Raw genomic sequence first — 14448 nt, forward strand, 5'->3', positions numbered from 1 at the left:
TCAGGCGGACAAATCAGTTGCCCTTGGATGCCTGCGCACTGTTGGCGCTGCGCCAGGTCAGCGTGGCCGAGGGGGCTCCGTTACCGTCGCGGTCCTCGACCGCCAGGATGCGGTCATGGTCGAGGGCGGTCAGCGCGACGGTGTAGATTGCAACATCGTCCTCGAAGCCGTCGACCGGGATCAGCAGCATGCCGTCCTCATTGGTGGCACGGAACTGGCGGCCGCTCCGCTCCAGGCCGGCATCGATCAGCCGTCCCTCGGCGATCGCCTTCACGTTCGAATTCTCCGCAGCCTTCGCGGCGCTCTCGCCGTACTGAACCGTGATGCCGTGCAGCATCCCGGCGCGGGTGAGCTTTGCCAGCGGCAGCGCGATGGTCGCAACCGCCATTTGGCGCGACAGTGGAATCCGCAGGCGGAGGTCGCTGAGCCCGGTGTGATAGACGGTGACGGTTTCCAGCGACGCCTGGCCGTCCGGCCCGAACAGGCCGACCTGCAGCGTCCCGCATTGCGCCTCGCCGAACACGTTCGCCGGCAGGCGATTGGCGCCGAACAATGTGTAGAGGTAGGCGTGCGACGGTGACAACGCGGCAAAGCTGCCGGCCAGCCACATCGGCGGCGCCGGAGCCGCGCAGGCGGCCGAGAGGCCGCGGGCGACGATGCAATCATCGATGAAGCCGGCGTCGAGCAGCGGCGCGAGCGCCTGCGTGCCAAGGTTGACGTCATGCTTGATGCAGCCGAGCAGCACGAGTTCATCATCGTCGGGCAGCAGCAGCAGGCGCCCGAGCACGGCGGCGGCCCAGCGTGCCGCAACAATGGGGTCGGCGTCGGGTCGCAGTGCATAGTGCGGCGCCAGCTCGCGGGCGCGCGACGCATAGGCCAGCGTTCCGGATTGCACCTCGTTCGCCAGCGCCAGCTGAGCGGCCGGGCGCTGGTCGCCCTCGCGCAACACCTCACCGCCGCGATAATCGCGCGCCGATCCTTCATCGGAACAGCAAAGCTGCTCCAGCAACGCGACATTGCGGATCAACATGCGCTTGACGTGCGGCGTGACGATGCGATCCGAGATCAGGCCTTCCGCGGTGTCGTCATCGGCGATGTCGTCGAAGGCGTCATCAAGCGTCAGCAGATAGGCGCCATGCAGCCGGATGCGAATGCCTTCGCGATCGAAGATCCGCCGCAGCGACTTCTGCACGCTGGCGGAATAGCCGAGGTCGACCAGGATCAGGTCGGTGCAGCCGTCGAAATCCGTGATCTTCGCCCGAAGATAAGCGAGCAGGCGGGTACGGACACCGGCAGCGATGTCGGTGATTTCGCGCGAGTCCATCAGATCGGGCAGGGCGTCGGCGAGTTCGCTGCCGCTCGCAATGCCGTCGGGATACTGCGCGAAGAACTTCGTCACCGCCGGAGGCTGCACCTTGACGATATCGACAAAGGTGGCCGCGTCGATCTTGACGACCCGGCTCAGCAACTCACTGAGAGGTTCGAGCGTATCGGCGGATCCGACCAGGCTGACACGACGATCTCGACATAGGCGCCGGTCTCGCCATGGTTTGCCTGCCAGACGCGATACGGCAGCAGACCGTCGCGGCCGAGGAATCCGATCGCGACGCGTGCACCCTTGCGCGCCAGCGCAGCACGCTGTGCTTCGATGAAGGCGTCGAACGCCGCCATCACCGGGCCGAGCACGGTCACGCCGAGGTTGAAAGCAGGAGAATGCTCTGCACTGCGCGCCGTCACCGCACGCCGCAGCGTGCGGGCGCCGCAATCGAGTCGCGACGGCTGATCGGGACACAGCAGTTCGAAGATCGATGTTTCGCGCTGAAACTTCGACGCCAGCGGCGCGCTGGCCTGCGGATAGTAGCGCGGTCGGATGCCGTGACGGCGGGCGCCCTTGATATCGGCGTTGTGATTGTCGCCGACATGGAACGAGCTTGCCGCATCGATGCCTTGCTCGGCGAGATAGGCCTCGAACAGCGCTTCGCTCTTGCCAGAGCCGTGATCGCAGGATGCGTAGAGGAAATCCCAGGTCAGTCCCGGGCTGCAGGAGCGCAGCAATTGCGCGAGCTGGTCGGTGCTCCAGTAGGTGTCGGAAATGAAGCCGACGCGAAAACCGCCGCGCTTCATGTCCATATATTGCTCGAGCATTTCCGGGTTGGCGCGGCACAGCTCGAGCTCGGCTTCGAACTCGATCTGCGCGAGATCGCCCAACGCATCGCGGCTCAGGTCGAACAGCCTGAACGGAAAGTACTTATAGATGTCGGCGATGCGCACTTCAGTGGAGCCGCACCGCTCCAGCGCCAGCTTGCGCGCACGCGCCTCCGCCTGGATTCGATGCTGAACGAAACTGACGGACATGTATGGAAATTTTTCAGCAATGCGGGAAAGCTGAAAAACCCTTTCAAATACGCCATCTGGCGTCGTGCAGGCACGCAACAGAAATGTATCGAAAACATCGAACGAACATGCAGAAACATTCTGCGCTCGACGCGTTGCGTCGACCGTCATGATCGTCATGCGCAAAATTCCCGCCAGTCCTCATGCGTTGAACGCCTGCGTGAGACAAATCAGGCGCGATGATTCAAAAAAGTTGATGCGCGATTCAAAAACGCGCGCTTCGCGACTGACAGATTCAAAAAATCCGATAACGTCGAAATGGTGATTCGGAAAAAATTGCCTAGTCGCAATCGTCGAATGCAAGATGGCGACCAACGGCGATGGATCACTCGCATGCTCCGCGCATGCATGTGTTCGCGTGGCGTTAGTTGATGTGACAACAGCGTTTTCCGGCGCGACGAACTCTCCCGCGGGAATGCGAGGCGATGCTGAACGACTGCTCCAGACTCCGTCGAACTTTTCCCTGCGCCTCCGCGCAGCGGCAGCTTTTGCCGGGCGGTCGGCAAAAAAATCCAGCTAAGCGTTTGAAAAATAACGAAAAAATTTCGCCTGGTTTGCTCAGCCCCTCCGTTCAACGCTCAGAAGCCGCATGCGATGTGTGCTTGCGGCGTTGGTTGGAGAGCGGCGGATGAGTTACGCGCTTGATGTGATGGCAGCGGTCGAGGTGGAGGCCACGGCGGCCGCGGCTGCACCGGTCGAAGCGGCTGCTCCCTGGAGCAACGTCCCCACCGTTGCCGATGCAGGCCCACTCGACACCGTCGAGATCCAGGACGAGGACAAGGAGCTGCTCGACCGCCTCGCCGCCGGCGACGAGGCGGCGTTTCGTGCTCTCGTCGAACGCCATGTCGATCGCGCCTACGCGATCGCGCTGCGCATCGTCGGCAACGCCGCAGATGCTGAAGACGTGGTGCAGGACACCATGCTGAAGGTCTGGACGCATCGCGGCCGCTGGCAGCATGGCCGCGCCAAGTTCTCCACTTGGCTCTATCGTGTCGTCAGCAACCGTTGCATCGATCTGCGCCGCAAGCCGCGCACCGAGAATGTCGATGTCGTGCCCGAGGTTGCCGACACCCAGCTCGACGCTTCGACCGTCATCGAGCGCAACGAGATCGGCAATCTTCTGGAGCTCGCGATGCAGCGGCTGCCCGAGCAGCAGCGCGTCGCGGTGATCCTTTCCTACCACGAGAACATGAGTAACGGCGAGATCGCCGAGGTGATGGATACGACCGTGGCCGCGGTCGAGTCGCTGCTGAAGCGCGGGCGGCAACAGCTGCGCGAGCTGCTCAAGCGGCACGAGCGCGACCTGCGCGGCGCGTTTACCGACTGCTAACCATAAATTCCGGCTTCTGAAGATTTCGCGCCTGACCACCGGCGGCCGACCCGTTTGAACGGTCGGACGGGGGCTGGATCCGCGTCACCTCTCTTTTTCACGATGCGGCATGCGATGCCCCATCAGCACAGGAGCTACTCATGCCCGCAATTTCCACCAACACAGCCGCCAACTCCGCGGTCCGCTACCTCAACATCAACTCGATGCAGGAAACGAGCGCGCTGTCGAAGCTGTCGAGCGGCTCGCGCATCACCTCCGCTTCCGACGACGCGGCTGGCCTGGCGATCTCGACCCGCATCTCCTCCGACATCACGACGCTGCAGCAGGCTGCCACCAACGCAGCGCAGGCGACCTCGATCCTGCAGACCGCCGACGGCGGCGCCTCCAACATCTCGGACATCCTGGCCCGCATGAAGTCGCTGGCCTCCGAGTCCGCCTCCGGCACCGTGGCCGACTCCAGCCGCGCCTACATCAACTCGGAATTCACGCAGCTCAAGGGCGAAATCGACTCCATCGCCTCCGGCACCCGCTACAGCAGCCAGAGCCTGCTCGACGGTTCGAGCGTGTTCTCCTCGGGCGTCTCGGTGCTGGTCGGCTCGACCTCGGCCGACACCATCACGATCACGCTGACCAGTCTGACGGCATCCTCGCTCGGCGTGACCTCGCTCGACGTCTCCAGCCTGTCGAGCGCCACCAGCGCGATGTCGGCCCTCGACAGCGCGATCGACACCGTGTCGTCCGCCCGCGCCGAGATCGGTGCCCAGGAATCGCGCTTCAACTTCAGCGCCGACTCGATCTCGACCCAGACCCAGAACCTGCAGTCCGCGAATTCAGCGATCAAGGACGTCGACATCGCTTCCGAGCAGGCGACGCTGTCTTCGGCCGAAGTGAAGACCCAGGCCGCGGTGTCGGCGGAAACGGCTGCCAACCAGATGCCGCAGTACCTGCTCAAGCTGCTCGGCTAATTCGAACGATAGATCGGGCCGGCATCGTGCCGGCCCGATTCTCACGACCGCGGAGGTGTCGACATGACGGTTAGCAGCGCCACCTCGAGCACATCAGGCGCGACATCGTCGAGTTCCGCCAGCTCTGCGAGCACGGTGACTACGACCGGAACGACCAATTCGGCCAGTATCGACTGGACTGCCCTGATCAATGCCGAAGTCAACGCCAAGCTCACGGCGGCGACCACGATCACCACCAAGATTACGGCGAACCAGGCCAAGGTCACCGCCTACCAGTCCCTGCAGACCGAGCTGTCAACCCTGGCAACCGGGCTGTCGTCGCTCAGCACGTCGATCATCAACTCGATCGCCACCAATGCGTTCGCCACACGTTCGGCGACGATTTCGTCCACCGGCGACGTCAGCGCCGCCTCGGCGCTGTCGATGAGCGTCAACAGCGGCTCGGCGACCGGCGATCACGCGCTCCAGATCACCCAGCTCGCAACCGCGCAGAAGGTGATCGGCACTTCGCAGTCGAGCAGTTCGACCGCACTCGGCTATTCCGGAACGTTTTCGCTGGGCCTCGCCGGCGGCAGCAGCACGGCGATCTCGATCACCAGCGGCATGTCGATGCAGGACATCGTCGACACCATCAACGCGCAGACCTCGGCCACCAATGTCCAGGCCTCCATCGTCCAGGTGTCGAGCGGGTCCTATGAGATGGTGCTGACGGGAACCCAGGACGCCGCAAACATCACCTATTCATCGACATCCGGCGACGACATCCTGAACGAGCTCGGCGTCACCGGCACATCGGGGGCTTTCACCGACGTGTTGCAGAAGGCGCAATCTGCGGAATTCACCCTCGACGGCATCGCGCTCACCCGCAACACCAACGATATTTCCGACGTGCTCTCGGGCGTCACGTTCGACCTGCTGCAGCCGACGCCGAGCGGCACCAGCCTGAACATCAGCATCTCGACCGACACCAGCCAGATCACGTCAGCGCTGCAGACCTTCGTGACCAATTACAACGCGTTTCGCGACCAGGTGATCGCGCAGTCCGCGCAGAATTCCGACGGCACCGCCGCATCGAGCGCGGTGCTGTTCGGCGACAGCACGATGCGCGATATCATGACCCAGCTTCAGCAGGTGCTCAGCGGCTCCGTCGGCGACATGACGATGGCCGACCTCGGCCTGTCGTTCAACGAGAGCAACGAGCTGCAGCTCGATACCGGTACGCTGTCGACCGTGCTGACGCAAAATCTGGCCGGCGTCAGCAAGCTGCTGTCCGCGCAGACGACGGCCTCGTCCAGCCAGCTCAACGTCGTCAACACCGGCACGTCGCCGCAATCGTTCACGCTCGATGTGACGGTGGATTCGACCGGCACGCTGACCGGCGCCTCGGTCGGCGGCGACAGTTCCGGCCTTTCGGTGGTCGGCAACACCATCATCGGCAATTCGGGCACGATCTACGCCGGCATGGCATTCACCTACACCGGCTCGACCTCGCAATCGATCACCGTGACGTCATCGTCCGGGCTTGCGGCACAACTTTATCAGCTCGCGCAAACCAACTCCGGGACCAGCGGTCAGCTACAGACCATGATCACCAACCTGCAGTCGCGCGATACCGATCTGCAGTCACAGGTCAGCGACATCCAGAGCAATGCGGCGACGTTCAAGGCGCAGCTGCAGCTTCAATACGCCAATTATCAGGCCGCCATCGAAAGCGCGAACAACACGCTGGGCTACCTGAGTGCCCTCCTGAACGCATCATCGAGTAAATAATGACCCAGAATGCTACGGCCTACCTTGCCAACAATGCCTATCGATCCGCCGCGGTGGCGGTCCCGCCGTTGAAGGCGGTGGTGATGCTGTGCGATGGCGCCATCACGTTGCTACAGAAGGCGCTGGATGCGCACGAGGCGAAGCGCTTCGAGGAAGGGCACACCTATCTGACGCGGGCGACCGCGATCCTGCGCGGATTGAGCCACCATCTCGACGTCACCCGCGGCGGCGCGATGGCCGATCGCCTGTTCCGGACCTACAACGCCCTGATCATGGCGTGCCTGCGCTCCTACGGCCGGCCGCACGCCAGGGAGAATTTCCGGCGCATCATTGCCAGCCTGACGGAACTCCGCGACGCCTGGAAGTTCGTCGAGGCGACCGCCGGCAAGGCCGCCAAGGCCAGGACGCTCGGCAAGACGCTCGAATCAGCCGCCGGGCGCTGAGCGGCGAATCGGCCGGCGAACCACGTTTCGCCGGGAGGGGGCAGGGCGCTCGGGCGGGCGTCCTGTTGGGGAAAAGGCCGCTCGGTGAGCACCATGCTGGACCTGACGCTACGGCGGCGGAAATTGATTTCCGCCGTCCCGCGAATGCTTTATGACAGCCTTGGCGACGAGGCGGGATCTGCGCGCGGGATGGACGTTGCGACATTCGAAGACCTGATCGACCGGCTGGGGGAGGATCTGTCCCGCTGGCCCGATGATCAACGTCTTGCCGCCGTCCAACTCCTTGCATCGTCGGCCGAGGCGCGGACGCTCTATGAAGAGGCGAGCGCGCTACGCCGGGCGCTCACGGCGCCGCCGGTTCGGGCACCCAAGGGCCTTGTCGACCGTATCGTGACCGCGGCGGCGAAACTGCCCCAACAGGCACTGTCCGAAGTTGCGGCCCCGGAGCCGACCCAGTCTGAGGAGCAGCCGAACGATGCTCAAGCTCCAGGCGATGCCGCACAGCAAGGCAAGGTGCTGCCTGCACTGTTGCTGGCCCTCTGCCTGTTGCCCGCATTGGCGCCGCCGGCATTGATGCTCGGCGAACCGGACCTGCCGATCAGCCTCTCGCTCTAAGCTCTCCGCATTCCTTTGCAGCGCTCCGCGCCCTTCCGCGGTGGGTCGGCCCGCGCGCGCATTTGCGCGCCTCTGGGCCGCGGCCGACACGGCAAATTCTGCCGATTAATCAAGTGATTCCGGGCGGATGAATCCGCGCCTGAAATCGCCGCGTCATCCGTTTTATCTGCGAACGACTTCACGATCCCAATGTTTCACCGCGTTCCGTCGCCTAGCCCGCGACGAAGAGAGCCTCGTCATGACCGTTTCCTCGGCAACCTCTGCTGCAGCCTCCGCCCCCTCGAGCTCGTCGTCGAGTTCGTCAACCAGCGCGTCGATGGGGATGAGCTCGACCGATTTCCTCAACCTGCTCGTCAGCGAACTGCAAAACCAGGATCCGCTGAACGCAACCAGCACGACCGACTTCATCAATCAGCTCACCTCCTACGCCAACTTCACCGAGCAGCAGTCGACCAACGCCAGCATGACGTCGCTCGCGAGCTCGTTCTCGAGCCTCGTGACGCTCAACTCGGTCAACTATATCGGCCACACCGTCGAGGCGAAGACCAACACGGCGGAGCTGACCAACGGTTCGGCCACTTTCGGTTATTCGCTCACTTCGGCCGCTTCCAACGTCGCGATCGCGATCCAGGACTCCTCGGGCAACACGGTGTGGAGCGGCAAGGGGACCGGAAACGCCGGCTCGAACACCTTCACCTGGAATGGCCAGACCACGAGCGGCACCCAGCTCAGCAATGGCGGCCAGTACACGATCCAGGTGACCGCGACCGACTCCGCCGGAAACTCGCTGCTCAGCTACACCACGATGACCGGAACGGTGACCGGGATCGATGCCTCCGGCTCGACACCCTCGCTGCTCGTGAACGGCGTCCCCGTCAGTGCAGCCAACATCATCGGCGTCACGTCCTGATTGCTTCCGGAGTATTATCATGAGTCTTACTGGTGCACTTTCCTCGGCGATCTCGGCGCTCAATTCGCAGAGCCAGTCGCTGGCAATGATTTCCGACAACATCTCGAACGCCGATACCACGGGTTACAAGACCACGTCGGCGATGTTCGAAGATCTGGTGACGGCGTCGAACAGCGCCACCTCGTACACGTCCGGCGGCGTCACGGTGTCCGGCCGCGCCAATATCACCCAGCAGGGATTGCTGGCGGCGACCACCAACGCCACCGACGTTGCGATCCAGGGCAGCGGCTTCTTCGTCACCACCAATGCGACGACTGGCGGCACCACCTCCTATACGCGCAACGGTGCGTTCACCACCGATAACTCAGGCTATCTCGTCAACAACGGCAATTACCTCGAGGGCTGGCGCACCGACGCTCAAGGCAACATCATCGGCAACGCCTCAGCCGCGAGCCTCGGGCCGATCAACACGCAGGTCGCCTCGACCAGCGGCAGCGCCACCACCAAGACCACGGTCGCGGCGAATCTTCCGGCCGATGCTGCCATCGGCGCGACGTTCAACAGCTCGATGACGGTCTACGATTCGCTTGGTACGGCGAGCACCATCCAGATCGACTGGAAGAAGACCGCCGACAATGCCTGGCAGGCGAGCTTCGAGCAGCCGAAGCTCGCGTCGGACTCCAGCACGGCAAGTGCCAACGCGATCACCGATACGGTGGCGATCACCTTCAATCCCGACGGTTCGCTCGCCTCGACGGTGCCGAGCCCGCCGACCATCTCGATCACCGGCTGGAAGGACGGCGCGGCCGACAGCTCCACCGCCAACGGTACGGCGATCACGCTCAATCTCGGCACGGCCGGCAAGACCGATGGTCTCACGCAATATTCGTCGGGCCAGACCACGCCTTCCGTCGACCTCACGAGCATCACGTCGGACGGCCTGCCTTACGGCAAGCTGAGCAGCATCGCGATCGGCAGGGGCGGCGTGGTCGATGCGACCTACTCCAACGGGCAGACGATCGCAATCTACAAGATTGCGGTCGCGACCTTCAGCGACCCCAACGGATTGAGCGCGGCTAGCGACGGCCTGTACTCCGCGACGGCAGCCTCCGGCAACGCCACGCTGCAGACCTCGGGGGCCAACGGCGCCGGCACGATCTACGGCAGCGAGCTGGAATCGAGCACCACTGACACCAGCGGCCAGTTCTCCAACATGATCTCGGCGCAGCAGGCCTATTCTGCGGCATCGCAGGTCATCACCACCGTCAACAAGATGTTCGACACGCTGATTTCGGCGGTGTCGCGATGATGACTGAAAAGAAGAATGACCGCCTGCTGGTCAGGCTTCGGCGGCTGAAGGCGAGGGCCGCCTCGGTTCGGCCGGACGATCGGGCGCAGCTCACTGCGTTGCTCGACGACGTCGGAACACTGCGGGACCTGCTGATGCGCGAGTGCGCGCGGCTCGACCAGGAACTCAACCGGGCCTCGGTCCGGGTAACGGCAATCACCGCGTATGGGCGCAGCGCACAATCGGTTCGCGCCCTGCGTCGCGGACACTAGCTTGAACGGGAGCGATGACATGACACCGGAACGCAGCATCAAGATCAATCCCGCGGGCAATGACGAGCGCGCCAGGTCGTTGATCGCGTTGATCGACAATCTGATCGAGATCGTGAACGAGGAGAACGTCGAACTCGCCAAGGGCCTGCCGGCCTCTCGGCTGAAACAGGTCGACGAGAAGAACCGCCTCGCTACGCTGTTCGAGCAGTGCGTGGCGGAGGCCGTCGGCAAGACCGCCAACCTCAATGTCCAGGATCGCGTGCTGCGCGAGCAGCTGATGGACCGGATCCTGAAGCTCCGGGTCGCGATGGACGAGAACGTAATGCGGCTGCGCGCGGCAATCGATGCCAGCAATCGCAGGATCGAGGCGATCATGCAGGCGATCCGCGAGCAGATCGCCAACGTATCGCCTTATGGGGCCGGCGGCCGTCGTGTCACGTCCGCGATGTCCTATGGCACCAACGTGCGGGCCTGATCGGGCCGGCGCCGGAGGGAGTTGGCCGTGTCGTCGCTCGATATCGCACGAAGCATCGCATTCAGCGGGCTGTCTGCCACGCAGGTGCAGATCAGCGTCGCCTCGGCCAATATCTCCAATGCCGACACCAAGGGCTATACCGAGAAGACCGCCAACCAGAGCAGCAGCGTCACCAGCGGTGTCGGCACCGGCGTCACGATCTCGGGGATCACCAGCGCGGTCGACAAGCTGCTCCTGAAGTCGCTGGTGGGCGCCGATTCTGATCTCGGCGCCGCCGACACCAACAACAACTATCTGACCGAGCTCCAGCAGCTCTATGGCAGCACGTCGAGCGGCAACAGCTCCACGACGGGGACATCGCTGGCCAACACGATCGCGGCATTCGAATCGGCGCTGTCCTCGCTCGCCAGCACGCCGAGCAGCGCTTCGCTGCAATCGAATGCCGTCAGCGCGCTTGCTGCGGTCACTAATCAGTTACAGCAGACCTCGAACGGCATCCAGAAGCTGCGCTCCAACGCCGATCAGGACATCGCCTCGTCGGTCACCGACATCAATTCCGATCTGCAGCAGATCTCCGACCTCAACAAGCAGATCAAGCAGGAAGCGGCCGCTGGCCAGTCGACCGCCGATCTTGAGGACCAGCGCAACAGCGCGCTGCAGGACCTCGCTTCGCAGATGAATGTGAGCTATTTCACCACGTCGAGCGGTGATCTGCAGGTCTATACTGGCTCGGGGCAGGCGCTGGTCGACAGCACAGCGCACCCGCTGAGCTATACGGCGCTGCCCAGTGTCACGGCATCAACGACGTACAGCGCCGGATCGTCGAGCGGCTTCAGCGGCATTACCGTCAACGGGGTCGACATCACCTCGCAGATCTCCTCCGGCAAGGTCAGCGCCCTGATTGCCCTGCGCGACCAGACCCTGCCGGCCGCGCAGTCGCAACTCGACGAGCTTGCCCAGCAGCTGGCCTCGAGCGTGAATGCGGTCTCGAACCAGGGCACATCGGTGCCGCCGCCGACGAGCCTGACCGGTACGGCGACTGTCAGCAATTCGACATCGTTCGCGGGCACCGGCACGGTGCGTATCGCAGTCGCCGACAAGAGCGGCAATCTCGTATCGTATCAGGATATCGATCTATCGGCGTATTCCACGGTGGGGGCTCTTGCCGCCAAGATCAACACCATCCCCGGCGTATCGGCGTCGGTCGATGCCAACGGACATTTGTCGATCTCGGCGACCGGGTCGGGCATTGGCATCGCCATCAATCAGATGACGAGTTCGGTCGGCGGTGAGGGATTTTCCCAGTATTTCGGGCTCAACGACCTGATCACGGGGACCAGCGCCTCCAACATCGCTGTGCGCAGTGACATCCTGAGCGGCACGGCGACGCTGCCGACGTCGACGCTCGATGCGTCGTCCACGCTGACGGTCGGAAACTCGGTGCTGTCGTCGGGCTCGGCGACGGTGGTGAATGCGCTCGCGAGCGCGCTGACGGGGTCGACCAATTTCGCGATGGCGGGTGGGCTGGGCGCCACCACCGGCTCGTTCACCGACTATGCGGCAGCGATCGTTGCCGACGTCGCCGGCAAGGCGAGCCAGGCGTCGGCAACCTACACATCCAAGCAGACCGCGCAGTCGACCTATGCGAGTTCGCTGTCGTCGCAGTCGGGCGTCAACATTGACCAGGAGAGCGCGAATCTGAGTGCATTGCAGAACAAATACGCTGCCGCATCCCAGATCATTACGGCCATCAATTCCATGTTCTCGGCGCTGATGACCGCGATGAGCGCAGCCTGAGTGTGAGGGCCTCGTCATGATGATGCGTGTCGCCACCTTCGCGCAATCGGAGCAGATGATATCAAGCGCGCTGCGGGTGCAGTCGGTGATGGCCAATGAGCAGGTGCAGGAGTCCTCCGGGCTGCAATCCGAGGATTTCGGCGGCTACGGCTCAGGCGCCGGGCGCGTGATCAATTTGCAGGTCTCGGTGACGCGCGCCCAGTCCTATATCGATGCCAGCAATCTCGCCGACAACAAGGTGCAGGCGATGTATTCGGCGGTCGGCTCGGTGACCGATATCATCACGCAGCTTCGGACCCAGCTCAGCGCCGCCACGACCGGCAGCAGCACGGCGACGGCATCGGTGATCAACTATGCCCAGCAGGCGATCTCGCAGATGCAGGGGCTGCTCAACACCCAGTATGACGGCGAATACGTCTTCAGCGGCGCCCGCACCGATACTGCGCCTGTGGATCTGTCGAGCTATGACAACGACACGGGCTCGCTGACGACATCAGACACCAGCTACTACAAGGGTGACAGCGAGATCGCGTCGGTGCGCGTATCAGACAGCCAGTCGGTTTCCTATGGCGTCACCGCCGACAATCCCGCCTTCGAGCAGGTCATGCGGCTGTTGAAATACGTCGGCAACAGCACGACGTTGTCGTCGAGCGATATCTCGCAGGCGCTCGACCTCGCCAGCAATGCATTGGATGCAACGTCCACGGTGCAGGCAAAGCTTTCTACCTCGGCGTCGCAGATCGAGACCGCCAGCACCAACCAGAGCGACTACCAGAATTTCGCCAAGACCCTGTCGACCAACCTCACCAGCGTCGACGTCGCCGCGGTGACGGCACAGCTTTCGACCTATCAGGCGCAGCTGACGGCATCCTATTCGGCGATCGCCAAGATCCAGAGCATGAACCTGGCGAGCTACCTGCGATAGCAGCCTGTCGCCGACATCATCGGTTCAGGATCTTCAGCCAGACGTCGCCGAGAATGATCGGCTCGCGCGGGGGAAGCCAGGTCAGGCCCGCGGCCTTGCCAAGCTCGGCGATGGTGCCTTTGGCTTGCAGATCGGTGAGCACCTTGTTGACAGCCTCCAGCAGCGCCTTGTCGGTCTCGAGGGCGACGTAACCGCGGTTGGCGCCGATCGGATAGTAATAGCCGGAGGCGGTGATCTTGGTGTCGGGATGATCAGCGCGGTAGGCGTCAAACCGGCGCAGGTCGAGCAGCGTGGCGTCGAATTCTCCGCGCTCGAGCTCTCCCAACAGGTCGCTACGCCCGGGAACGAGGTGGGTGATGTCTTCGATCAGCTTTCCCTTGTCGAAGGTCATCAGGATGGCATCGCCCAGCGTACCGCTTTCGATCGTCAGGCGGAGCCCGGCGAGATCGCCGATGTCGGAGATCTTGCGGCCCTTGACCCGGTCCTTGGCCTTGGGGCCGAGCACGACGGTCATCGGCGAATAGATGTAGGGCTGGCTTGGCGCCAGCACCCCGATCGGAATCCGCCGCCGGCGATCGTCGCGGGTGGCGCCATCGAAGTCCGGCAGCTTGGCCGTCGCGACACCAGGCGCCTTCAGCGAGTCGGTGGTGAGGGCGTAGCCGCCGACCAGCGAGCAACGCCCGTCCGACAGCAACGCATTGGCTTCCAGCGCGGGGCTCGAATCCTCGTCAAGCTTGCTCTCGAACCACTGGATCTTGAGCGGCCGTCCGAGCCGCTCGGCGATCACTTGCGCGAGCGCGACGTCGAAACCGGCATCCGGCTTGCCGCGATGATGCGCCGACAACGGCGGCAGATCCTTGTCGAGGCATACTTTGAGCGACTCCCCGGCAGCAGCATGTGCTGCCGCCGTCATGGCGAGCAGCAAGGCTGTCGCGGCGCCCGCCAGCAGCGCTCTTATAGGCGCTCTCATTGGGGCCTCCGGCTCGCCAGGAAGGCCCAGACGTCGGCGATCTCCTGCTCGCTCAGGATATCGGCCCAGGGCGGCATCTTGCCGTTCTTGCCTTGCTTCACGGTGGTCACAAAGCGCGTCTTGTCGTCGGGAAACGCGCGCAGGTCCGGCGTGATGGTGCCAGAGTTGACCATGTTGGGCCCATGGCAGTGCGAGCAGTTCTTGGCGTAGGTGACCTTGCCCTGGTCGGCCTGACCCTGAAGGTCGATTGCATTGGCTTGCTGTGCGGCTGCCGGGATCAACGTGATCAAGGCC

15 protein-coding genes are annotated in these 14448 nt (G+C 63.5%); 11 read left to right on the forward strand and 4 right to left on the reverse strand.

Translation table 11 applies throughout. From position 1 onward, the window contains the following. Positions 1 to 13 precede the first annotated feature (13 nt). A complete protein-coding gene (locus AAFG07_RS14030) occupies positions 14 to 1468 on the reverse strand; it encodes a hypothetical protein (protein ID WP_342727790.1) in 1455 nt (484 codons plus the stop codon). Continuing rightward, positions 1462 to 2355: a hypothetical protein gene (locus tag AAFG07_RS14035; protein WP_342727791.1), complete on the reverse strand. Its 894-nt coding sequence runs from the start codon at positions 2353 to 2355 to the stop codon at positions 1462 to 1464. Before AAFG07_RS14035 ends, AAFG07_RS14030 begins: the two co-directional genes overlap by 7 nt. A gap of 667 nt (positions 2356 to 3022) precedes the next feature. On the opposite strand from AAFG07_RS14035, the gene AAFG07_RS14040 reads away from it, so the two are divergent. From AAFG07_RS14040 to AAFG07_RS14090, 11 genes are all read left to right on the forward strand, one after another. Then, positions 3023 to 3724 (forward strand): RNA polymerase sigma factor, encoded by a 702-nt coding sequence (locus tag AAFG07_RS14040; protein ID WP_207831563.1) that lies wholly within the window; start codon positions 3023 to 3025, stop codon positions 3722 to 3724. A gap of 140 nt (positions 3725 to 3864) precedes the next feature. Then, entirely contained in the window at positions 3865 to 4689 is an 825-nt protein-coding gene (locus AAFG07_RS14045; RefSeq protein WP_050405219.1) for a flagellin, read from the forward strand. A 63-nt stretch (positions 4690 to 4752) separates the two neighbouring features. Beyond that, the gene (fliD, locus tag AAFG07_RS14050) at positions 4753 to 6459 is read left to right on the forward strand and encodes a flagellar filament capping protein FliD (RefSeq protein WP_342727792.1); all 1707 of its coding nucleotides are present in this window, start codon (positions 4753 to 4755) and stop codon (positions 6457 to 6459) included. Next, positions 6459 to 6902, forward strand: a complete 444-nt coding sequence (locus AAFG07_RS14055) for a flagellar export chaperone FliS (RefSeq protein WP_342727793.1) — start codon at positions 6459 to 6461, stop codon at positions 6900 to 6902. The genes fliD and AAFG07_RS14055 overlap by 1 nt, the downstream gene beginning before the upstream one ends. Before the next feature lie 93 nt (positions 6903 to 6995). After that, entirely contained in the window at positions 6996 to 7517 is a 522-nt protein-coding gene (locus tag AAFG07_RS14060; protein WP_342727794.1) for a hypothetical protein, read from the forward strand. A gap of 238 nt (positions 7518 to 7755) precedes the next feature. After that, positions 7756 to 8427, forward strand: coding sequence for a flagellar hook capping FlgD N-terminal domain-containing protein (locus tag AAFG07_RS14065; protein ID WP_342727795.1), 672 nt, complete (start codon positions 7756 to 7758; stop codon positions 8425 to 8427). A gap of 19 nt (positions 8428 to 8446) precedes the next feature. Further along, the gene (gene flgE / locus AAFG07_RS14070) at positions 8447 to 9736 is read left to right on the forward strand and encodes a flagellar hook protein FlgE (protein ID WP_342727796.1); all 1290 of its coding nucleotides are present in this window, start codon (positions 8447 to 8449) and stop codon (positions 9734 to 9736) included. Continuing rightward, positions 9736 to 9987, forward strand: a complete 252-nt coding sequence (locus AAFG07_RS14075; protein WP_342727797.1) for a hypothetical protein — start codon at positions 9736 to 9738, stop codon at positions 9985 to 9987. The genes flgE and AAFG07_RS14075 overlap by 1 nt, the downstream gene beginning before the upstream one ends. Positions 9988 to 10006: 19 nt before the next feature. Next, positions 10007 to 10462, forward strand: a complete 456-nt coding sequence (locus AAFG07_RS14080; protein ID WP_342727798.1) for a flagellar protein FlgN — start codon at positions 10007 to 10009, stop codon at positions 10460 to 10462. Between the two features lie 27 nt (positions 10463 to 10489). Then, positions 10490 to 12259: a flagellar hook-associated protein FlgK gene (gene flgK / locus AAFG07_RS14085; protein ID WP_342727799.1), complete on the forward strand. Its 1770-nt coding sequence runs from the start codon at positions 10490 to 10492 to the stop codon at positions 12257 to 12259. A gap of 16 nt (positions 12260 to 12275) precedes the next feature. Further along, positions 12276 to 13184: a flagellin gene (locus tag AAFG07_RS14090; protein ID WP_342727800.1), complete on the forward strand. Its 909-nt coding sequence runs from the start codon at positions 12276 to 12278 to the stop codon at positions 13182 to 13184. Between the two features lie 16 nt (positions 13185 to 13200). Here AAFG07_RS14090 and AAFG07_RS14095 read toward each other — a convergent pair whose 3' ends face one another. Both AAFG07_RS14095 and AAFG07_RS14100 read right to left on the reverse strand, forming a co-directional pair. Beyond that, positions 13201 to 14154 (reverse strand): transporter substrate-binding domain-containing protein, encoded by a 954-nt coding sequence (locus AAFG07_RS14095; protein ID WP_342727801.1) that lies wholly within the window; start codon positions 14152 to 14154, stop codon positions 13201 to 13203. Then, positions 14151 to 14444, reverse strand: coding sequence for a cytochrome c (locus tag AAFG07_RS14100; RefSeq protein ID WP_342729151.1), 294 nt, complete (start codon positions 14442 to 14444; stop codon positions 14151 to 14153). The genes AAFG07_RS14095 and AAFG07_RS14100 overlap by 4 nt, the downstream gene beginning before the upstream one ends. Between the last annotated feature and the right edge of the window lie 4 nt (positions 14445 to 14448).

Origin of the sequence: Bradyrhizobium sp. B097, assembly GCF_038957035.1 — a bacterium.
In the GTDB taxonomy this organism is placed as follows: domain Bacteria; phylum Pseudomonadota; class Alphaproteobacteria; order Rhizobiales; family Xanthobacteraceae; genus Bradyrhizobium.